The sequence below is a fragment of the Glutamicibacter sp. GQ173 genome (genome assembly GCF_059759215.1).
This window is the reverse complement of record NZ_JCAXDT010000003.1, coordinates 164497-184154: the sequence shown is the minus strand read 5'-3', so window position 1 is coordinate 184154 and position 19658 is coordinate 164497. Positions and strand designations below refer to the sequence as shown.

The window sequence follows — 19658 nt, the reverse complement described above, 5'->3', positions numbered from 1 at the left end:
GGTGAATAATAGTGCACATGCAAATGAGCGACAGCACAGATGTTCTGGCCCACGTCAGTAGAAACGTTCGTCGGCTACGACAGGCCACAGGCCTGAGCCAGGCAACGCTTGCGGACCAGTCGGGAGTAAGCCGACGCACAGTCATCAAGCTTGAAGCAGGCGAAGCTAACATCAGTCTCACCGGCCTCGATCGGCTTGCTGAATCCCTAGGCGTGACATTTGTCGATTTGGTTGCAGAGCCCACGGCTCCACGCTCCTCGATCAACGAGGTCGTATGGAGGGGGCAGCATCCCCGAAGCGTCGCGACGCTGATGGCTTCCGTCCCAGCCAATAAAGAAGCGCAGCTTCTGAGCTGGTCACTGGAACCAACAGAACGCTATGTCGGTGAGCCGGATCCCGCAGGCTGGTCCGAAATGATTCTGGTTTTTGAAGGCAAGCTCTGCATCGAAACCACAGAAGAGAAGGTGTTGAGGGCGGCCGGTGAGCATTACGCATTCGCCACGTCCCAGGACTTTTCGTACATCAACGAAAGCCAGCAATTGACGCGCTTCGCCCGAATTGTTGTGAGCTGATTTATCCAAAAAACCATCAGCGCGGCTCCGCTCTTCCGCAAAATGATTCCGGCCACTAGGGTAATTACCAGTCACCCGAACGCTTCTCGATGGAGTCCCTGTGCCCTTAGCCTTGCCCAAGCCGGCTCTGCCGCAACCATTAACGGCGCCAGCGTTGAATTGGGGAATCCTGGGCCCGGGTTGGATTGCCGAACAATTCGCTACCTCGCTAAACACCTTGACCCGGAGCCGCATTGCCGCAGTTGGTTCGCGCAGCCAGGAGCGCTCGGCACAGTTTGCCCAGAGGCATGGTGACAGCAAGACGCGGGCCTATGATTCCTATGACCAGGTGCTTAACGACCCATCGGTAGATGTTGTCTACATTGCGGTCCCCCATAGCGGCCACGCTGAACTAGCCATCAGGGCCGTCAACGCCGGGAAACATGTCCTGGTGGAAAAGCCGATGACCCTGGACGCCGGGCAAACCCAGCAGGTGATCACCGCGGCCAGGGCTGCCGGCGTTTTTGCCATGGAAGCCATGTGGTCGCGTCTTTTGCCCGTGGGCAACGTGATCGCCCAGGTCATCGAGTCTGGGCTGCTCGGGCGGGTCATCTCCATTAACGCCGATTTCGGAGCGAAATTTGCAGTTGATCCCGCTTCGCGGATCTACGATCCTGCCCTGGGTGGCGGCGCCTTGCTTGATGTTGGCATTTACCCGATTGCATTCAGTGGCATGGTCTCCCCGGTTCGGCAGCTGCTTCACGCTTCGGGGCGAATGACCGAGACGGGTGTCGACGCATCGTTCACGGCAGTGCTTGCCAACCAGGACGGATCCACGACCAGCGTGTTCAGCAGCATTGAAACTGATTCACCGCAGAGCGCCTGGATTGCCGGCACCGACGCGACCCTCGAAGTGCAGCGCCCCATTTTTGCCGGTTCACGGCTCGTGCTGCGCAACTGCGATGGCAGCATCGCCGACAGCCAGGAATTCAGCGAGCGCTCTGCTGCCACTGGCCTTGGTTGGGAAGCCGCCCATGTTGCCCAGTGCATCGGCGAAGGCCTGCTCGAATCCCCTGTCATGCCGCTGGATGAATCGCTGGCCATCGCGCAGACCATGGACCGCATCGCGGCCGAGCTTCGCAGCGGCTAGTGGATCGGCTCCGCGGGATGCGGGGCACCATGCTTGGCCACATCATCCATCAAGATCTGCGGCCAGGCATTCACTTCGCCGCGCGTGCTCGCAACTTGCAGCCTCGCCTGGGGCAACGCATACAACAGGGCTTGTGCGGTAGCCACCGGATGGGAGGGGTCCTCGGTCCACGCAAGAATATGCGTTGGAACGGTGACACGTGCCAGATCCGCAAGCTGGGGCAAATCGCTGGCGGCAGCTCCTCGGAAAATGGCGGGCAGCAGCTCCGGAGGATTATCCGGCACAGTCACGGGATTTCCGATGGTGGCTGGAGGGACCGGCTGATTGAGATCCGCCTGGATGAAGGCATCCCAGCCCTCGGTTTCCAGCACCCGGGCGTGGTTCGCATAAGCTTGGGACTTCGCCTTGCGGGACTCCCACGCCGTGGGCGGAAGCAGAAGCGTCAACCCGCAAAAGCGCTCGGGTTCCTTGATCGCTGCGTACAGCAGGGTGGCGCAACCCATCGACGGGCCTACCCCGTAGACTTTTTCGCCAGGGAAGTACTCGTGCAGCAGATCCAGCAGGTCATCGGCGAGGTGCTTCCACTCGTAGTCTTCAGCCACTGCACGCCCAGTTGATTCACCGTGCCCGCGCGCATCATAGCGAAGCAGCCGAGTGCCGCTGAGCCCTCGGCCTAAATCCAAATTCAGCAGGCGGTCGCGTGCCCGGCTTGAGGTCAAGCCATGTAGCTGGACTACCGGATGCCCGCCTTCATCACTGAGTTCTACTCCAAGATCAGCGCCTTGAACACTAAATTTCGCCATAATCCAAGTTCGCTTCCGTCATAGTCAATCTTGGGTAATAGGATAACGCCATGAGACTGACGAACGTCGCACAGTTACGGTTGCCTTTTGGAAAGTTGCACGGGTACGACGTCGCTGTCCAGCGCACCGGAATTGAGCTGCCGATTTCCTTTGACCAGCGACGTCATGTCTCGCTTGGCCAGCGCCCGGGATCATGGATGGCCATCAGCTTCCGATTGCCCGCCAAGGTGGCGCTGGATGAGCTAGCCGCCGCGTGGCTGGAAGTCGTCAACCGCCATGGAACCTTGTGCTCTGCCTTCAGCCACGATGAGCAGGGCGAGCTGCGTCTTGAAGAGATCAAGGTGTCGCCCGGGGCTTGGACACAGCACCCGGTAGCCAGCGGGCAGTCGATGAACGATGCGCTTCGGGACGTTTTTGACCAGGCTTGCTCGCCGTTTAATGCCCCGTCCCATCGGTTGTGCCTGCTGGAGACCGCGTTGGAGTCGACGGTCGTCATCGCCTCGGACCATTCGCATGTGGACATGTGGTCGATGCTGGTCATCGTGCGTGACCTGCTGCGGGCATTGGGGCTCTCCGATGATGATGTGGTGCCGCAGCCACTGGCCGCGGCAAGCTTCACCGAGCACACCCGGGCCCTGGCCGAACGCGAACGCGCCCCACGCGAGGTCCACCAGCGGTGGGCAGAGGTGCTGGATGCCAGTGGTTCGGTCATGCCCCGCTTCCCGCTGCCGCTAGGCGAACCAGTGCCCCACGCAGAACGGGTAGAGGTCCGCGATGTTTTGGATGTGGATGACAGCGCCGCCTTTGCGGCCCAGGCCAAAGAGGATTCTGTCTCCACGCTGACCGCTGTCATCTCTGCGATGACCTCGGTGACCCTGGATCTCGCCCAGGCCCCGCTGCGGGCAGTCTTCCCCGTGCACAGCCGCTACGATCACCAATGGGACGACTCCGTGGGCTGGTTCATCACCAACTCGGTCATCGAATCTTCAGATCCGTCCCCGCTCGCCTGCGCGGCCGCAGTCAAGGAAGCGGTACGGCTTGGCTCATGGCCATTGGAGGAAATACTCGAACCGTGGGGAGGGATGCCCGAGGCGCCTGGCATGTTCGCCATTTCCTGGTTGGACCTGCGCAGGCTTCCGGTTCGAGTTGATTCCATCGGCCTAGAAGCCCAGTACATTGGCGCCAGCATCCGCACTGACGGGGTGATGCTGTGGTTCATCCTCGATGACGCCGGGCTGCACCTGCGGTGCCGCTACCCGGATACTCCCGAAGGCCGTGAGCATGTGGGCGGATGGCTGGATGCGCTGATCCTCAAGCTTCGTTCCCAGGCCCGGGCATCGGTGGGCGGATTGCTCCGCCTCGGCGAGCGCAGCTACCGAGTGCAGCGTGCCGAGCGCTCCGATGTACCAGCCATTGTCGCATTGCTTTCGGATGACGAGTTGGGAGCCGCCCGCGAAGGCGAGGAACTGGTGGCCTACGAACGGGCCTTCGACAAGATCAGCCGCGACTGGTCAAACTATCTAGCGGTGGTGCGCGATGAAAAAGACACCGTCGTCGGAACGATGCAGCTATCGATCATCCCTGGGCTGTCCCGCAAGGGCACCACGCGCTTGCAGATCGAAGGCGTGCGCGTAGCTGCCAGCGATAGGTCCCAGGGCGTCGGGCGGGCGATGCTCGAATGGGCTCATGCGCATGGCCGGGCTCGCGGAGCGCGGCTTGCACAGCTGACTACCGATTCGTCAAGGCTCAAGGCCCATGCGTTTTATGCACGCCTGGGCTACGAGCAGAGCCATGTAGGGCTCAAGCTGCAGCTCTGAGGTGCTGGCCGAGGACGCAGCCGGCCTAAGCTCGTCCTGCGCCCTCGTCGGCAACCACGGTGAAGATATTCGGCTGCACATAACCTGCCTGTTCAAAGGCGGCCAGCACCGCTTGGCTGACCGGTTCCACCTGTTCACGGCGAATCAGGGCAATAGCGCTTCCGCCAAAACCACCGCCGGTCATCCGGGCTCCAATCGCCCCAGCACCCATCGATGCTTCCACCGCGGCATCAAGTTCTTCGCTGGAGATCTCGTAGTCATCACGCATGGATACGTGGGACTGGTACAGGAGCTCGCCGACCGCTTCAAGGTCTCCCTCGCCCAGGACTTTCACGGTCTGAAGAACGCGTTGGTTCTCGGTGACAATGTGCTTTGCGCGGCGCTTGATCACCGGGTCTTCGATGGCTTCAAGCCCTTCAACACTGTCCACATCCCGAAGCGCTTCCACCCCCAAGAATTCACAGGCCTGCTCACAGCTGCGCCGGCGGGCCGCGTACCCGCCATCAACATGCGAATGCTCCACCCGGGTATCAATCACCAAGACCACATCATCATTCTGGGCCAACGGCAATGGCACCGTCTGTGCTTCCATGGAACGGCAATCCAGGAACAATGCATGCTGCGCATGGGACATCAGTGAAGCGCTCTGATCCATAATCCCGGTCGGAGCACCCACAAATTCATTCTCGGCCCGCTGTGTCAGCTGGGCCATTTGCGTGAGCGACAGCCCGAGCTCATAGAGGTCGTTGAGGGCAACAATGGTTCCGACTTCCAGCGCGTGGGAAGAGGACAAGCCCGAACCCACCGGAACATCCGAGTCCACCAACAACTCAAGACCGGCCAGTTCGACACCTTCCAGCTGGTTCAATGCCCACACCACCGCCGCCGGATAAGCAGCCCAGCCAGGCACGGCCTTGGGCACCAGCTCGTCGATGGTAATCGAGGTGACGGGTATGGATTCTCCGCCGCCATAGGTCGAGGCGAAGTCCAGAGAGGTGTTTTCCGGTTCCAACTGGGACTTGCGGCGAATGGCCACCAGGGCATTCTTGTCGATGGCAAAGGGCAGGACGTAGCCCATGTTGTAGTCGGTGTGCTCCCCAATCAGGTTCACACGTCCCGGCGCACGCCAGATGCCTTCCGGGTGATGCCCAAAGGTCTTGGTGAACTTGTCGCGCAGTGCGCTGACGCGCGCTGCGTGGTCTTTGCTGTCGCTAATGCTCACAGGGTCACCTCGCGCAATCGTGCAGCCGTTGCTTCGGCCGGAATGTCATTGATGAAAGCGCCCATGGCTGCCTCGGATCCAGCCAAGAATTTCAACTTGTCTTCGGCTCGCCGCGGGCTGGTCAGCTGCAGGTGCAACCGGGATGCAGCGCGTTCCCTGGCGGCCAGTGGCGCCTGGTGCCAGGCTGCGATATATGGGGTTGGCGAGTCATAGAGTGCATCAAAACGGCGCAGCAGATCCCGATACATGATCGCCAATTCGTCTTTTTCCTCTTCGCTCAAGGCCGCAAAATCCGGCACATGGCGGTGTGGGACAAGGTGGGCTTCCAACGGCCAGCGTGACGCGTAGGGGACAAAGACCGAGAAGTGCTCGCCCTGTACGACCATGCGCGTGCCTTCCGCCTGTTCAAATTCGAGGATGTCGCCCATCAGCGTTCGGCCGGTGGATTCAAGATGCTGGACCGCTTGATCAGCCATCTTGCGGGCCGTGGGCGTCAGGTACGGATAGGCATAGATCTGCCCGTGGGGGTGATGCAGGGTCACGCCAATATCCTGCCCGCGGTTCTCAAATGGGAAGACCTGGGCGATGCCTTCCATGGCGGAAAGCTCTTCGGTGCGCTGGGCCCATGCTTGCACGACGGTGCGGGCGCGCTCGTCATTCAGCGAGGCAAAGGATCCGGCATGGTCAGGGGTGAACACCACGACTTCGCAGCGGCCATAGGCCGGCAGCGGAGCCTGTTCCTTGGCATGCTCCGGAATCTTCCCCAGTACCGGGCCGAGGGAAGGGAAGCGGTTCTCGAAAACCACAACATCAAAATCTTCGGCCGGGATTTCACTCAGACGCCCGTCAACGCTCGGGCACAGCGGGCACTGGTCCTTGGGCGGAAGGTAGGTGCGTGACTGGCGGTGTGCCGCCACCGCCACCCAGTCGCCGGTCAATCTGTCGTAGCGCAGTTCCCCGGGGTCACCGCGCGGGTCCAAGGCCCGGGTGTCATGCACCGCCTCAGGCACTGCGCCCGATGCATCCGCGAAGAAGATGGCCTGGCGCCCGTCGGCGAGGTGGTGAACCCGGTGGGTTGCTTCATGTGCTGCGTTGCCCTGCGGCATGGCAATGTCTCCAGATGCTTCTTGAGTTCAGTGGTCTAGAACAGGTTAGCCAGCCCAGTTGGCCTGTACCGGGCCAATCAGCCAGCTGGCCTGGTGGGTGGCGGCCGGTTCCAGCCGGATCACGTCCTGGCCGGAATTAAAGGCCCCCGGCGGACAGGTCATGGGTTCGATGGCCAAGCCGGTACGGTTCAAGGCCGGCTCATCGCGGTCGGCGGTGTGCACCTGCACCCAGCCGCAGGCCTCATCCCAGATGATCTGCGAGCCCACGCCGTGCTCATCGGTAAGAACCGCCCGGGCCAGCTTCTCGCCGTCGAATTCCAGGCCGGTGTAGGCATGGTCAATGAAGGTGGTGCCCAGCGTCCGCGGGGCACGGAAATCCAGTTCGGTGCCGGCCACCGCGACGACCTGCCTGGGCAGCAGGCGCGCACCCTCGGTCAGCTGGACCTCGTGCGCCGGCAGGCTCAGCGTCCAGGCATCGGCCTTTCCGCCCGGGGCCACCAGGTAGGCGTGCGACCCCCAGCCGAAAGGCGCCGCTTCGGCCCCGAGGTTGGTGGCGGTGGCGGTGGTGCGCAGCCCCTCTGGCTCCAGCTGGTAGCTGATCACCAGCTGCACCTCGAAGGGGTAGCCTTCGCTCGGCGTGATGGTGGTGCGGAATTCCGCAGAATCATGACCGTGCTGGGCCAAGGTGAAGCCGGTGTCGACCACCAGCCCGTGCAGGGCATGCCCCCGTACCGGTTCGGTGATCGGCAACTGCAGTTGCGCCGAATCCCAGGTGTAGCGTCCATCGGTTACGCGGTTGGGCCAGGGAGCAAGAATCGCCCCGGAGAAGACTGGACGGGGCTGCTGCGGATCAAAGGCCCGGACCAGCGGCCTGCCCTGGTGCTCCAGGCTGACCAGGGTGGCGCCAACGCTGGCTAATTCTGCGATGAAGCCGTGGGCGGCCAAAGCCACCACCTGGCCATTGGCGCTGGTCAGCTGGGGTTCGCTCATGCTGGGCATGGTTCCTCTTTCTGTGCTGGTCCGGTTTTTGGAGCTCGTGGCACACGCTGGGCCCTCCCACACATCGGTGCGGAAGGGCCCAGCCATGCTCTGCGCGGGCCTCGGCCTAGTTGCCGGCGCCTGCGCGTCGCTTGTTGTAGATGTCGAAGGCCACTGCCAGCAGCAGCACGATGCCCTTGACGATCTGCTGGGTGGAAGCGCCCACGCCCATCAGCTGCATGCCGTTGGAGAGCACCGCCATGACCAGGCCACCGACGATGGCTCCGGTCACCCGGCCAACGCCACCGGTGGTCGAGGCGCCGCCGATGAAGCAGGCCGCGATGGCATCCAGCTCGAACATGTTGCCGGCACCGGGCTGGGCGCCGTTGGAGCGCGAGGAGAAGACCACGCCGGCGATGCCCGAAAGCAGGCCCATGTTGATGAAGATCCACAGGTTGATCTTCTTGACGTTCACGCCCGAGAGCTTGGCTGCCGACAGGTTGCCGCCGATGGCGTAGACATGGCGGCCGAAGACGGTGCGGGTGGTCAGTACGTGGTACCCCAGGATCAGCACGGCCAGGATGATCAGCACGATCGGCATGCCCCGGCTGGTGGCGATCTGCCAGAAGAACCAGAGGATGATGATGGCCGAGAGGACGTTCTTGCCCAGGAACATGGCCAGGGATTCAACGCTCTGCCCGTACTTCACACGGCCCTGGCGGGTGCGCCACTGCGAGTAGATCAGTCCGGCCACCGCGATGACGCCGATCACCAGGGTGAAGGTGTCAAAACCGTAGCCTCCGAGCAGGCCGTTGAGGAATCCGCCGGCGATCTGGCCGTATTCGCCAGGGAATGGCGAGAGCGAAACGTTGTTCAGCACTTCGTAGGTCAGGCCGCGGAAGAGCAGCATGCCCGCCAGGGTCACGATGAAGGCCGGGATGCCCACATACGCCACCCAGAAGCCCTGCCACAGGCCGCACAGCGCGCCGACGGCGATGCCGGCAAGCATGCCGGCCCACCATGGCATGTCGTGCTTGATGATCAGCACCGCGGACACGGCGCCGGTCAAGGCGACCAGCGAGCCGACGGACAGATCGATGTGGCCGGCGACGATCACGATGATCATGCCCAGGGCCAGCACCAGCACGTAGGAGTACTGCAGGACGATGTTGGTGATATTGGTCGGGCTGAGCAGCAGCCCGTTGGTCAGGATGGCAAACAGCACCACGATGAGCACAAAGGCAATGTAAATGCCCGAGGTGCGCAGGTTCTTGGTGAAGATATCCTTCAGCTCGCTTGTGATGGTCATCGGGTGCTTTCCTTCTCGATGGTCATGAGTTCCATGAGGCGTTCCTGGTTGGCTTCGTGCCGTGGCAGTTCACCGGTCAGCCGGCCGTAGGCCAGCGTGTAGATGCGGTCGCAGATGCCCAGCAGCTCGGGCAGCTCGGAGGAGATCACCAGCACTGCCTTGCCGGCCGCGGCCAGCTCGTTGATGATCGTGTAGATCTCGTACTTGGCGCCGACATCGATGCCGCGGGTTGGCTCGTCGAGGATCAGCAGCTCGGGTGCGGTGTGCAGCCATTTGCCCAGCACCACCTTCTGCTGGTTGCCGCCCGAGAGGTTGCCGACCTTGGCCATGACGTTGGGGGTCTTGATGCGCATGGACTTGCGGTAGTGCTCGGCGATCTGGATTTCGCGGTTGGAGTTGACGAACCCGTTGGAGGAGATCTTCCCCAAACCGGCCGCAGTGGTGTTCACACGGATATCCTCGATGAGGTTCAGCCCGAACTTCTTGCGGTCCTCGGAGACGTAGGCGATGCCGGCCTTGATGGCCTTGCCCACGGTGGAGGTATCCACGACCTTTCCGTCCATCAGCACGCTGCCGGTGATATTCCGGCCGTAGCTGTGGCCGAAGACGCTCATCGCCAGCTCGGTGCGCCCGGCGCCCATGAGCCCTGCGATGCCGACGATTTCTCCGGCGCGCACGTTCAGCGAGGCGTGATCCACCACGGTGCGCTCCTGCTGCACCGGGTGCTGCACCGACCAGTCGCGCACTTCGAAGACCACATCGCCGATCTTCGGCTCGCGTTCCGGGTAGCGCGAGGACAGCTCGCGGCCGACCATGCCGCGGATGATTCGGTTCTGGTTGGAGGCCGGGTCGGCCATATCCAGCGCTTCGATGGACTGGCCATCGCGGATGATGGTGGTGGTATTGGCGATGTCCTCGATTTCACCGAGCTTGTGCGAAATGATGATCGAGGTGATGCCCTGCTCGCGCAGTCCGCGCAGCAGGTTCAGCAGGTGCTCGGAGTCATCGTCGTTCAGTGCCGCGGTGGGTTCGTCCAGGATCAGCAGCTTCACGTTCTTGCTCAACGCCTTGGCGATTTCCACCAGCTGCTGCTTGCCGACGCCCAGCTGGCCTACCGGGGTGACCGGAAGTTCATCCAGGCCGACACGGGAGAGCAGTTCGGCGGCACGGTGGTTGGTTTCGTTCCAGTCGATGAAGCCGCTGCGGGCGGTCTCATTGCCAAGGAAGATGTTCTCGGCCACCGACAGGTAGGGCACCAAGGCCAGTTCCTGGTGGATGATCACAATGCCCTGGGCTTCGGAATCCTTGATATTCGAGGCTTTGAGTTCCTCGCCTTCGAAAATGATCTGGCCCTCGTAGCTGCCGTGCGGGTAGACCCCGGAGAGCACCTTCATGAGGGTGGATTTGCCGGCGCCGTTTTCGCCACAGATGGCGTGGATTTCGCCCTTGCGAACCGAAAGGTTGACGCCGTCCAGCGCCTTGACCCCGGGGAAAGTCTTGGTGATCTCCTGCATTTGCAGGATGGTGGTGTCCATAGTGCAGACGTCCTTGGTATGTGCGATGAGCACCCGGCCCGCGGCCGGCCGCAACATCGTGATGCTGCGGCCGGCGCTGGGTGCGGGAGGCTACTTGCTGCGGCCGGCCTTTACTTCTTCTGCCGTGTAGTACTCGGAGTCAACGAGCAGGGACTTGATGTTGTCCTTGACCACGATGTCCGAATCCAGCAGGAAGGAAGGGACGACCTTCTTGCCGTTGTCGTAGGTCTCGGTGTCGTTGGCTTCCGGCTCGCCGCCACCGGCGTAGGCCTTGACGGCTTCAACGGCCTGGGTGGCCAGCTTGCGGGTGTCCTTGAAGATGGTGGAGTACTGGACCCCGTCATCAATCAGCTTCACCGAGGCGATTTCGGCGTCCTGTCCGGTGACAACCGGCAGGCCTGCCTTCATCGACTTGCCGTAGCCGGCGTTGGACAGGGCGGTGATCACGCCGCGGGAGATGCCGTCAAATGGCGAGAGGATGCCATCGATCTTGGTCTTGCCGCCGGCATAGTGTGCGGTGATCAGGTCTTCCATGCGCGACTGGGCTTCTTCCTGGCTCCAGCGCAGGGTGGCTGCCTGCTCGATGTCGGTCTGGCCGGACTTCACCACGAGGGTCTTGTCATCCAGGAATGGCTTGAGCGTGTCCATGGCGCCCTTCCAGAAGAAGTGCGCGTTGTTGTCGTCGATGGAACCGGCGAAGAGCTCGACGTTCAGCGGGCCCTTCTTATCGGTCTTCTTGCCCTCTGCATCCAGCAAGCCAAGCCCGGTCAGCAGCGAGGTGGCCTGCTGCACGCCGACGTTGTAGTTGTCGAAGGTGACGTAGAAGTCGACATTCTCGGTGCCGTTGATCAAGCGGTCGTAGGAGATGATCGGGATTCCGGCATCTGCCGCGGCTTGCAGCTGGGTCGACAGCGCGGTGCCGTCAATCGAGGCCACCACCAGGATGTCGTCGCCCTTGGTGATCATCTGGTCGATCTGCTGCTGCTGGGTTGGGATGTCGTCATTGGCGAACTGCAGGTCGACGCTGTAGCCAGCTTCTTCCAGCTGCTTCTTGACGGCTGCGCCATCGGCGATCCAGCGCTCCGAGGTTTCGGTAGGCATTGCCACTCCAACCTGGATATCCTCCGGTGCCTTCGATTCTCCGTCGCCGGCGCCTGCACCGCCACCTGCGCCGCTGCCGCCACAGGCTGCCATTGCGGTAACCAGCGCGAGGGAACCAACAGTCGCCGCAGCCTTGCGGGTCCAGTTATTCCATGCCATCTTTTCCTCCTTGAAAATTTGCCACACTCTGCGAGTGAGATGGGGCTCACACCATGTTAGCGCTAACAAAGTAAGTTGCGCCACCCCTAATTGAAGATAAATTAAGATTCCTTACTCATTGCGCTGGCTGAGCCCTGTCAGCGGGCCCCGCCAGCGCAAAAAACCGCGGGACAACGGCCGACAGCTAAAAACCCTGAGCCAAGCGGTAGTAGCTCTGGTTCACGCGGATCTGCTGGGCAAAGTTCCGGCGAGTGGTCTCCTCGTCGATGACCAGCAATTCGGTCCCAGCGATTTCAGCGAAGATCTCAAAGGCCTCGATGCCCGCGGCGGTGGACATCACCGTGTGGTGCGCCCCGCCGGCAGCAAGCCAGGATTCGGCCGACACGTTGAAGTTCGGGCGCGGGCTCCACACGGCGCGGGCTACCGGCAAGTTCGGCAGATCGGCCGGCGGGACCACCACGTCAACCACGTTGGCGGTCAGGCGGAAACGCTCGCGCATATCGGCCATGGACACCACGACGGCACCCTCGGTGGCGTCGGCGTTGAAGACCATGCGCACCGGATCTTCGCGGCCGCCAATGCCAAGCGGGTGGATTTCCACGCGTGGCTTGGCGGTGGTCAGCGAGGGACAGACCTCCAGCATATGCGCGCCGAGAATCAGCTCCTTGCCCTCGGTCAGGTCATAGGTGTAGTCCTCCATCAACGAGGCGCCGCCTGGCAGCCCCTGGCCCATGACCTTGGCCGCGCGCACCAGCACCGCGGTCTTCCAATCGCCCTCCGCGCCAAAGCCGTAGCCCTTGCCCATCAAGCGCTGCACTGCCAGCCCTGGCAGCTGGCGCAACCCGCCAAGATCCTCGAAATTGGTGGTGAAGGCCATGGCGTTGGCCTCGCGCAGGAAGGTTTCCAGCGCGATTTCCTGGCGGGCCGCGTAGCGCAGCGACTCGTGGCGGGCGCCGGAAGCGCGCAGTTCTTCCACGACGTCGTAGTCGCGCTCGTACTCGGCCACCAGAGCGTCGATATCGGTCTCGGCTACAGCTTCCACCGCCTCGACCAGATCATTGACCGCCCAGGTGTTCACCGAGACGCCGAAGCGGATCTCGGCCTCGGTCTTGTCCCCCTCGGTCACGGCAACATTGCGCATGTTGTCGCCGAAGCGGACCAGGTTCAGGTTCTGCACGGCGTTGAAGCCGGCGGCCCCGCGGATCCAGGTGCCCACGCGGCGGGCTACCGCCGGGTTGGATACGTGGCCCACCACGGTGGTGCGCGATGCCCCCAAGCGGGTAGCCAGGTAGGCGTATTCGCGGTCGCCGTGCGCGGCCTGGTTCAGGTTCATGAAATCGAAGTCGATGGAATCCCACGGCAGTTCCACGTTGGCCTGGGTATGCAGGTGCAGCAGCGGCTTTTGCAGGGCCTTCAGTCCGTTGATCCACATCTTGGCCGGGCTGAAGGTGTGCATCCAGGTGATGACGCCCAGGACGTTGTCATCCGAATTCGCTTCGAGCATTGCGCGGCGGATGGAGTCGGAGTCCTTGAGCACCGGCTTCCAAACGATCCTCGCCGCGACCTCGGTGGAGGCGTCCAATGCCTGCGCTACCTCGGTGGATTGCTGGGCCACCTGGCGCAGGGTCTCCTCGCCGTAGAGGTCCTGGCTTCCGGTGAAGAACCAGATTTCCTTGTCGTTGTATGCCTTGGCCATGATGTCCTTACTGTCCGTAAACGTTCTGGTAGCGCTCGTAGAGCGAGTCGATCTTTGCGGGGTCGATTGGCTGCGGGTCCCCGAGCTGCTGGGCGATATGCACGGTGCGGGCCACTTCCTCGCACATCACCGCTGCTTTGACGGCGGCACGCGCGTCCTTGCCGATGGTGAAGGGTCCGTGGCTGGCCATGAGCACCGCGGGGCTGCGCGAGTCGCGCAGCGTGGAGACAATTCCGCGGCCTATGGAGTCATCGCCGATGATCGCAAAGGGGCCAACGGGGATGGGGCCGCCAAACTCGTCGGCCATCATGGTCAGCACGCAGGGAATTTCTTCGCCGCGGGCCGCCCATGCGGTGGCGTAGGTGGAGTGGGTGTGGACCACGCCGCCGACTTCTGGCATGTGCTCGTAGGTGTAGGCGTGGGCCGCAGTATCCGAGGAGGGCGCGTGCCCGCCTTCCAGCAGTTGCCCATCGAGGGTGCAAACCACCATGGATTCGGGGGTCAGGTCATCATAGGAGACCCCGGAAGGCTTGATCACGAAGAGGTCGGCACTGCCATCGGCCACCTCGGGGTGGCGCACCCGCTGGGAGACGTTGCCAGCGGTCCAGACCACCAGTTCATAGCGCGGAAGTTCCGCATGCAGGTCGGCGACGACTTGGCGCACCCGCTGGATCTCATCGCGCATCGACTGCGGGTAGCTGTCCAAGGTTCGTTGTTGATTCATCGGTATCTCTTTTCGTCCAAAGCTGCGTGGTGCCTAGATGGCGGTAATTGCGGTGCGTTGGATGGCCAGGCCGGCTTCGTAGGTTTTCAGGTAGGCCTCGAATCCTGCACGGTCTTCCTCCACTGGCTCGGCCAGGCTCAGTTCGGCACCGGCAAAGACCTCGGAGTCCAGGAATTCGGGTAGCGCGGCCTGCAGGCCTTCGAGCACCCGCTGGCGATAGGCCGCCAAGACTGCGATGCCCCACGCTCCCCCGTGTCCGGCGCTGTCGCCGACGAGGATGGGGGTGTTGGTCGCCGCGGCCAGCAGCCGCTGGGCTACCCCTGCGGTGCGGAAGATACCGCCATGGGCAAACATCTGCTTGACCTCAACACCTTCGGCGGCCAGCACCCGGAGCCCGAGGCTCAGGGTGGCGAACATGGCATAGACCTGCACTCGCATGAGATTGGGCAAATTCAGCACGGAGTCCGGGGTGCGCAGGATCGCCGGGCGTCCTTCAGCCAAATTCGCCACCGGTTCACCTGAAAGATTGTTGTAGGCCAGGAGCCCCGCGCCGTCGGCAGCACCATGGAGGGCGGAACGCAGCAGGGTTTCGAAAACCGCATTGTCGTCGGCCTCGCTGCCCAGCGCTTGCGCAAACTGCCCGAAGACCTGGGCCCAGGCGGCAAATTCGCTGGCGCCGTTATTGCAGTGGACCATGGCTACCGGATGGCCATCGGGCGTGGTGACCACGTCGATTTCATGGTGAACTTCGGCCAGCGGCGCGTCGAGGACCACCATGGCAAAAATGGAGGTTCCTGCGGAGATGTTGCCAGTGCGCTGGGCGACCGAATTGGTGGCTACCATGCCGGTTCCGGCGTCCCCTTCTGGCGGGCACAGCGGGCTGCCGGCTTGCAGTTGGCCGGTGGGATCAAGTAGCAATGCGCCTGCTTCGGTGAGCGTGCCGGCGTCGGCTCCGGCAGGCAGCGCAGCGGGCAGCAACGAGGCCAGTTCGGCGGTGGCGCCGTGTTGCGCTGCCAGCGCATCGAAGGCCGAGAGCATCGTAGCGTCGTAGCTGCCGGTCGCCGGGTCAACGGGGAACATTCCGGCCGCGTCGCCGACGCCGAGCACAAATTTGCCACAGAGCAGCTCGTGGACAAACCCGGCCAGGGTGTTCAGCCGGGCCACTGCAGGCACATGCTCTTCGCCATTGAGCAAAGCTTGGAAGTAATGCGCCACGGACCAGCGCTGCGGGATATTGAAGTGCAGCTCTTCGCTGAGCAACGCCGCCGCTTCTGCGGTGGAGGTGTTGCGCCAGGTCCGGAACGGAACGAGCAGTTCGCCGTCGGCGTCGAAGGCCAGGTAGCCGTGCATCATCGCGGAAATCCCGATGGCGCCAAGCCGTGTTGGGCGCACCCCGTGGCGTTCCTGGGCGTCTGCAAGCACCTGGGCCATGCAGTCCTGCAGACCGGCGATGATGGCTTCGCGGGAGTAGGTCCAGCTCTTGTCCTGGTATTGGTTTTCCCAGGCATGGCTGCCACTGGCAAGCTGCTGGTGATCGGGTCCGATCAGGCTGGCTTTGATATTCGTTGAACCGAATTCGATGCCCAGCACGGCCTGGCCGTTGCTGATGACCTCGCGGGCGGCTGTCCCGTTGAGCTGTGTTGCCATGAATTCTCCGTTCGCACAGCTCGGTGAGCAGCGCCTCTGCCATCGTTGCCTGCTCCACTCGCGAAAATGCGCGGACAGAACAAAACCTCGATGTAATGTTAGCGCTAACAATTTGTGATGCGCAACACCGGATCCCAGGTTCGGGAAATGAAGAGCTGGCCTAGCGGGGCTTTGGCGGTGCGGTGCTCGCCCTGATTACCAGCGTTGGAGCAATCACCTTCGGGGCCTTGTCCGTCATGGCGCCTTCCAGCAATTCCGTCAGCGCCGCATGGCCCACATCGCGGAACGGCTGGCGCACGGTAGTCAGGGACGGGATGAGGAAGTTCGAGATTTGCAGGTCGTCAAACCCGACCACCGAAACATCACTGGGCACTTCGAGCCCGGCTTCCCAGAAGGCTCGCAGAACGCCGGTGGCCAGGTAGTCATTGGCGGCGAATACTGCGGTGACTTCGCCAGCTCGCACCGAATCGACCAATCGCTTGCCCGCCTCGTAGCCACTGGGCGCCAGCCAGGATTCGGCGGGCACCTCGATGACCGGAGCTTTGGCTTCCAGCATTTTTTCTTGCCAGCCAACCTGGCGTTCGGTCGCATCGAACCAGCCGCTCGGACCGGAAATGTGTGCGATCTTTCGGTGGCCCAAGGCCAGAAGGTGACCGGTGGCCATTCGCGCGCCTTCGCGCTGGTCGATGTACACGTAATGTGCCGGATCCGAGGCGGGCACCAAAGTGCGGGCGGCTACGACCACCACCGGAATTGTCAGCGCAGCATCATCCAGCGCGTCGATCACTTTCTCGAAAGGCGCAACCATCACCACGCCATCAACACCCTGGTCCACCAGATGGCTGAGCGCTTCGCTCGCGCTGTGCGCGTCATAGCGGTCCAGCGCGGTGACAGTCACGAAGTATCCCTGCGCGCGGGCAGCGGCCTCGATGGCCAGCACGGTGGATTGGGGCCCGAAAAATTCGCTGCCGACGGTGAGGATGCCAATGGTGCTGGAATGCGATGTGGCCAGTGCACGCGCGGCTCGATTGCGGCGATAGCCGAGCTGGCGGATGGCTTCCATCACCTGGTCGCGGGTTCCCTCTCTGACATTTGGATGGTCGTTGAGCACGCGGGAGACCGTCTGATGGGACACCCCTGCCATGGCCGCCACATCCGCCATCGACGGGGGTCGGTTTCCTGGGCGCCCTTCACCGGGCTGAGCAATGTTCACAACGGTCATTATTGCAAAGATCGCTGACCGCACCAGCAAGAACCCGCATCTCCGCCCTCGCACCACCGGAAGGTCGCAAAGATATGGATCCTGGCGGCCCTTTAACGATTAGCCGTGTCTCGCTTCAGCATGCCGCCATTGGAAACTACGCAAAATCCACTGTCCCAGCATCACAAAATCCTCATGAATCGCACGTAAGATTAATTATTAACTTAGATTACTACTTTTATAGGTTGTGCCGAAATCATCGATTTGACATGACCTTATACGTACAAGAAAGTTCAATAAAAAGCGATAAATTTACTTCAAAATTTCGATCGTACGACAGGAACTTGATACGGGATCGTAGCGGATCCAACACCCCGCGAACACTTTAAGAAAGTCATGGCTGGATGCCTGGGGATTCAGCCAGCAACGTTCACCGTATGGGGTGTATTGGAAGCAACTTTCTCGAGCTGGGACAAAGCGATCAAATTCTTGGTTCGCCGAATCGGCATTCTTGCCGTAGTCACTTGCCTCGGCGGCATCGTGTATCAATACCTTTAAACCCTGAAGGAGTAGAACCATGTTCAGTTGGCACGGAATCAAAAACGCAGGCAAGCGAAACCCGAATACACAATTTTTCGGACTTGCCTCGCGCCGTAGCATCACGATTGTGTTGCTGACGTCCATCGCCGTGTTTTCTGTTGTAAAGTTTGCTGTCGCTTACCTTATGCCCTCGGGATATGATGAGGACATCGTCCTTTCGGTGCTACCTTCGACCTTCGGTTTAATCGTGGCATTGCTATACATCACTGTCCTAGAACGTATTATTCAAGGAAGAAATCTGCGCCAAAAGTGACTCCTCTTGCGTGTGCGGTCAGGTGACGATTCCTAAGAAACACGTTCCACGAATTTCAGGCGAATGTTAGTGACTCGGCCTTTCCAATTGCGGTAGCCGTGAGCACCAAATTCAACAAGCCGATGAGATGTGCGGATATCTCTTCAACGAGCATTCAGCCTCTTGCTATTGTCCCTGGAACACTTTGACTTGAGCGGCAAAAAAGTCCATCACCTCACGAAGCGTGAAATACCTGACCGCGTCATTCGGTGCCCGATAAGCATCAGAGGTGGTGTGCTTCTATCGCTGGGCGATTTCCGCGGACTTGGCCTGGAAAATTGCTCCGCTAGAAACAGCTTCTTCGATTACTTCCAAGGGCCACCCACGAGTTTCTGGAACTTGGGTAACTACGAAGTACAGGGCCGCTGCTCCAACACCGGCAAAGATAAAGAAGGAGCCAGTGATTCCAACGCCAGAGACCAACGAAGGGAAGAAGAGTGTCAGTACACCGTTGGTTCCCCACCCAAAGAACACCGAGATGCCAATACCCAAGCCGCGCATGTGCAAGGGGAAAATTTCAGCTAACCAAACCCAAACAGCAACGCTCAAAAAAGTCTGCATCGAAGCCACAAAAGCCACTACCAAAATCAGGATGACAATAGGGCGCAGCGCACTTCCTACCGGCAACAGCAGGCTGGCGAAGGCCACTAACAAATGACAAGTGGTGGTCAGAGACAGACCGATCATAAATGTTGTTCGGCGATCAAGCCGGTCCATATTGCGCAAAGCAATCACGCCACCAATCACAGCAACTACGCCAAAAGCGATGTTGGCCAAGACCGCCTGCTGCGTTGTCATGCCGGCCTCTTCCAGTACCCGTGTTCCGTAGTACATGATTGAGTTAATCCCGGTGAGCTGCTGCATGGTCGCCACGCCGATGCCAACGCCAACAATGCGCAATAACCACTTGTTAGCCAACACCGCTTTGATGCCTATGGGCGTGTTCTTCCGTTGTTCACTATCGGTGACAGCCTGGATTTCGCGGGCCTCGGCGAGCGCCCGTGCAGGTGACCGCACAGTCTTCAGCACATCAAGCGCCTTGTCGTAGTCGCCCTTCTCCACGAGCCAACGAGGAGATTCGGGCATGCGCAACATCCCGAAGAACAGAGCCAAAGATGGCAACGCACAAATGGAGAACATGATGCGCCAGACACCGTCCATGCTTTCACCAAGCCAGGTGTCTAAAACTGCGTTCATCACGAAAGCAGCTAGCTGGCCAGAAACAATGGCTAACTCGTTGCGGCCGGTGATGGAGCCGCGTATCTCGTACGGCGCCATTTCGGCCAGGTAAACCGGAGTCACGGTGGATGCACCACCCACGGCCAGCCCGAGCATGATTCTTCCGGCGATCAGAACGCTGAACCCTGCTGGAGAGAACGTTCCCGCTTCCGGGCTCGCGGGAGAGAACACTACAAACAGGGTTCCGACAAAGAACAGCACGGCCAGCGCAATGATGGTTTTGCGTCTGCCCCATGAATCAGCGATTTGTCCCGCAACGAGCGCACCAACCGCTGCCGCAAAAACCAAAGAACTGATCACGACGCCAACTTGCAAGAGATTCAGTCCCAGCTCCATTGCCATCGGGCCTTCAGCACCATTTGCAACACCGGTGTCGTATCCAAAGAGCAGGCCGCCAAAGCAGGCGATAGTAGAGATCAAGCCAAGTCGTTTAGAGTGCGGTCCAGTGGTCAGGGGCGGCAGGATCGAGTCGGCAGCAAGATTCCGCGCGTTGGGCATAGATACTCCTCTGGTCTACCGGTAAAAAGC

Annotated in this window: 16 protein-coding genes; 4 read left to right on the top strand and 12 right to left on the bottom strand. The window is 61.2% G+C overall.

Annotation, left to right across the window (positions count from 1 at the left end; genetic code table 11):
• Window positions 1-17: 17 nt before the first annotated feature.
• Window positions 18-572: a helix-turn-helix domain-containing protein gene (locus AC6CHO_RS06860; protein ID WP_498214287.1), complete on the top strand. Its 555-nt coding sequence runs from the start codon at window positions 18-20 to the stop codon at window positions 570-572.
• Between the two features lie 100 nt (window positions 573-672).
• Window positions 673-1701, top strand: coding sequence for a Gfo/Idh/MocA family protein (locus tag AC6CHO_RS06855; protein WP_498214286.1), 1029 nt, complete (start codon window positions 673-675; stop codon window positions 1699-1701).
• On the opposite strand, the gene AC6CHO_RS06850 is transcribed toward AC6CHO_RS06855, so the two are convergent.
• Window positions 1698-2504 carry an alpha/beta fold hydrolase gene (locus tag AC6CHO_RS06850; RefSeq protein ID WP_498214285.1) on the bottom strand — a complete coding sequence of 269 codons (807 nt, stop codon included), beginning with the start codon at window positions 2502-2504 and terminating at the stop codon, window positions 1698-1700. The genes AC6CHO_RS06855 and AC6CHO_RS06850 overlap by 4 nt on opposite strands.
• Window positions 2505-2554: 50 nt before the next feature.
• Between AC6CHO_RS06850 and AC6CHO_RS06845 the strand changes: the two genes are divergently transcribed.
• On the top strand, window positions 2555-4321 hold the full coding sequence (locus tag AC6CHO_RS06845) for a GNAT family N-acetyltransferase (protein WP_498214284.1): 1767 nt from the start codon (window positions 2555-2557) through the stop codon (window positions 4319-4321).
• Window positions 4322-4346: 25 nt separating this feature from the next.
• Here the strand turns inward: AC6CHO_RS06845 and galK are convergent, their stop codons facing one another.
• From galK to AC6CHO_RS06795, 10 genes are all read right to left on the bottom strand, one after another.
• A complete protein-coding gene (gene galK, locus AC6CHO_RS06840) occupies window positions 4347-5543 on the bottom strand; it encodes a galactokinase (protein WP_498214283.1) in 1197 nt (398 codons plus the stop codon).
• Window positions 5540-6649 (bottom strand): galactose-1-phosphate uridylyltransferase, encoded by a 1110-nt coding sequence (gene galT, locus AC6CHO_RS06835; protein ID WP_498214282.1) that lies wholly within the window; start codon window positions 6647-6649, stop codon window positions 5540-5542. Before galT ends, galK begins: the two co-directional genes overlap by 4 nt.
• 45 nt (window positions 6650-6694) lie before the next feature.
• Window positions 6695-7639: an aldose 1-epimerase family protein gene (locus AC6CHO_RS06830; protein WP_498214281.1), complete on the bottom strand. Its 945-nt coding sequence runs from the start codon at window positions 7637-7639 to the stop codon at window positions 6695-6697.
• Window positions 7640-7754: 115 nt separating this feature from the next.
• Window positions 7755-8936 carry a multiple monosaccharide ABC transporter permease gene (gene mmsB, locus AC6CHO_RS06825; protein ID WP_444661386.1) on the bottom strand — a complete coding sequence of 394 codons (1182 nt, stop codon included), beginning with the start codon at window positions 8934-8936 and terminating at the stop codon, window positions 7755-7757.
• The gene (gene mmsA / locus AC6CHO_RS06820; protein ID WP_498214279.1) at window positions 8933-10471 is read right to left on the bottom strand and encodes a multiple monosaccharide ABC transporter ATP-binding protein; all 1539 of its coding nucleotides are present in this window, start codon (window positions 10469-10471) and stop codon (window positions 8933-8935) included. The genes mmsB and mmsA overlap by 4 nt, the downstream gene beginning before the upstream one ends.
• A gap of 90 nt (window positions 10472-10561) precedes the next feature.
• Window positions 10562-11731 (bottom strand): multiple monosaccharide ABC transporter substrate-binding protein, encoded by a 1170-nt coding sequence (gene chvE, locus AC6CHO_RS06815; protein WP_498214278.1) that lies wholly within the window; start codon window positions 11729-11731, stop codon window positions 10562-10564.
• A gap of 184 nt (window positions 11732-11915) precedes the next feature.
• Complete coding sequence (gene araA / locus AC6CHO_RS06810; protein WP_498214277.1) at window positions 11916-13427, bottom strand: L-arabinose isomerase; 1512 nt, start codon at window positions 13425-13427, stop codon at window positions 11916-11918.
• 7 nt (window positions 13428-13434) lie between these two features.
• Window positions 13435-14112, bottom strand: a complete 678-nt coding sequence (locus AC6CHO_RS06805; protein WP_498214450.1) for an L-ribulose-5-phosphate 4-epimerase — start codon at window positions 14110-14112, stop codon at window positions 13435-13437.
• A gap of 72 nt (window positions 14113-14184) precedes the next feature.
• Entirely contained in the window at window positions 14185-15798 is a 1614-nt protein-coding gene (locus AC6CHO_RS06800; RefSeq protein ID WP_498214276.1) for a xylulokinase, read from the bottom strand.
• A gap of 160 nt (window positions 15799-15958) precedes the next feature.
• Window positions 15959-17020, bottom strand: coding sequence for a LacI family DNA-binding transcriptional regulator (locus AC6CHO_RS06795; RefSeq protein WP_498214275.1), 1062 nt, complete (start codon window positions 17018-17020; stop codon window positions 15959-15961).
• A 556-nt stretch (window positions 17021-17576) separates the two neighbouring features.
• Between AC6CHO_RS06795 and AC6CHO_RS06790 the strand changes: the two genes are divergently transcribed.
• Window positions 17577-17852, top strand: a complete 276-nt coding sequence (locus AC6CHO_RS06790; RefSeq protein WP_498214274.1) for a hypothetical protein — start codon at window positions 17577-17579, stop codon at window positions 17850-17852.
• Between the two features lie 279 nt (window positions 17853-18131).
• Here AC6CHO_RS06790 and AC6CHO_RS06785 read toward each other — a convergent pair whose 3' ends face one another.
• On the bottom strand, window positions 18132-19628 hold the full coding sequence (locus AC6CHO_RS06785; RefSeq protein WP_498214273.1) for a sugar porter family MFS transporter: 1497 nt from the start codon (window positions 19626-19628) through the stop codon (window positions 18132-18134).
• Window positions 19629-19658 lie beyond the last annotated feature (30 nt).

What these genes read in the sequence shown, in the direction of transcription:
- AC6CHO_RS06860 (WP_498214287.1), top strand. Translation starts at nt 18, where the DNA reads ATGCAAATGAGCGACAGCACAGATGTTCTGGCCCACGTCAGTAGAAAC.
- AC6CHO_RS06800 (WP_498214276.1), bottom strand. Translation starts at nt 15,798, where the DNA reads ATGGCAACACAGCTCAACGGGACAGCCGCCCGCGAGGTCATCAGCAAC.
- AC6CHO_RS06795 (WP_498214275.1), bottom strand. Translation starts at nt 17,020, where the DNA reads ATGACCGTTGTGAACATTGCTCAGCCCGGTGAAGGGCGCCCAGGAAAC.
- AC6CHO_RS06845 (WP_498214284.1), top strand. Translation starts at nt 2,555, where the DNA reads ATGAGACTGACGAACGTCGCACAGTTACGGTTGCCTTTTGGAAAGTTG.
- AC6CHO_RS06850 (WP_498214285.1), bottom strand. Translation starts at nt 2,504, where the DNA reads ATGGCGAAATTTAGTGTTCAAGGCGCTGATCTTGGAGTAGAACTCAGT.
- chvE (WP_498214278.1), bottom strand. Translation starts at nt 11,731, where the DNA reads ATGGCATGGAATAACTGGACCCGCAAGGCTGCGGCGACTGTTGGTTCC.
- AC6CHO_RS06785 (WP_498214273.1), bottom strand. Translation starts at nt 19,628, where the DNA reads ATGCCCAACGCGCGGAATCTTGCTGCCGACTCGATCCTGCCGCCCCTG.
- AC6CHO_RS06830 (WP_498214281.1), bottom strand. Translation starts at nt 7,639, where the DNA reads ATGAGCGAACCCCAGCTGACCAGCGCCAATGGCCAGGTGGTGGCTTTG.
- mmsA (WP_498214279.1), bottom strand. Translation starts at nt 10,471, where the DNA reads ATGGACACCACCATCCTGCAAATGCAGGAGATCACCAAGACTTTCCCC.
- AC6CHO_RS06790 (WP_498214274.1), top strand. Translation starts at nt 17,577, where the DNA reads ATGTTCAGTTGGCACGGAATCAAAAACGCAGGCAAGCGAAACCCGAAT.
- araA (WP_498214277.1), bottom strand. Translation starts at nt 13,427, where the DNA reads ATGGCCAAGGCATACAACGACAAGGAAATCTGGTTCTTCACCGGAAGC.
- galT (WP_498214282.1), bottom strand. Translation starts at nt 6,649, where the DNA reads ATGCCGCAGGGCAACGCAGCACATGAAGCAACCCACCGGGTTCACCAC.
- mmsB (WP_444661386.1), bottom strand. Translation starts at nt 8,936, where the DNA reads ATGACCATCACAAGCGAGCTGAAGGATATCTTCACCAAGAACCTGCGC.
- AC6CHO_RS06805 (WP_498214450.1), bottom strand. Translation starts at nt 14,112, where the DNA reads ATGCGCGATGAGATCCAGCGGGTGCGCCAAGTCGTCGCCGACCTGCAT.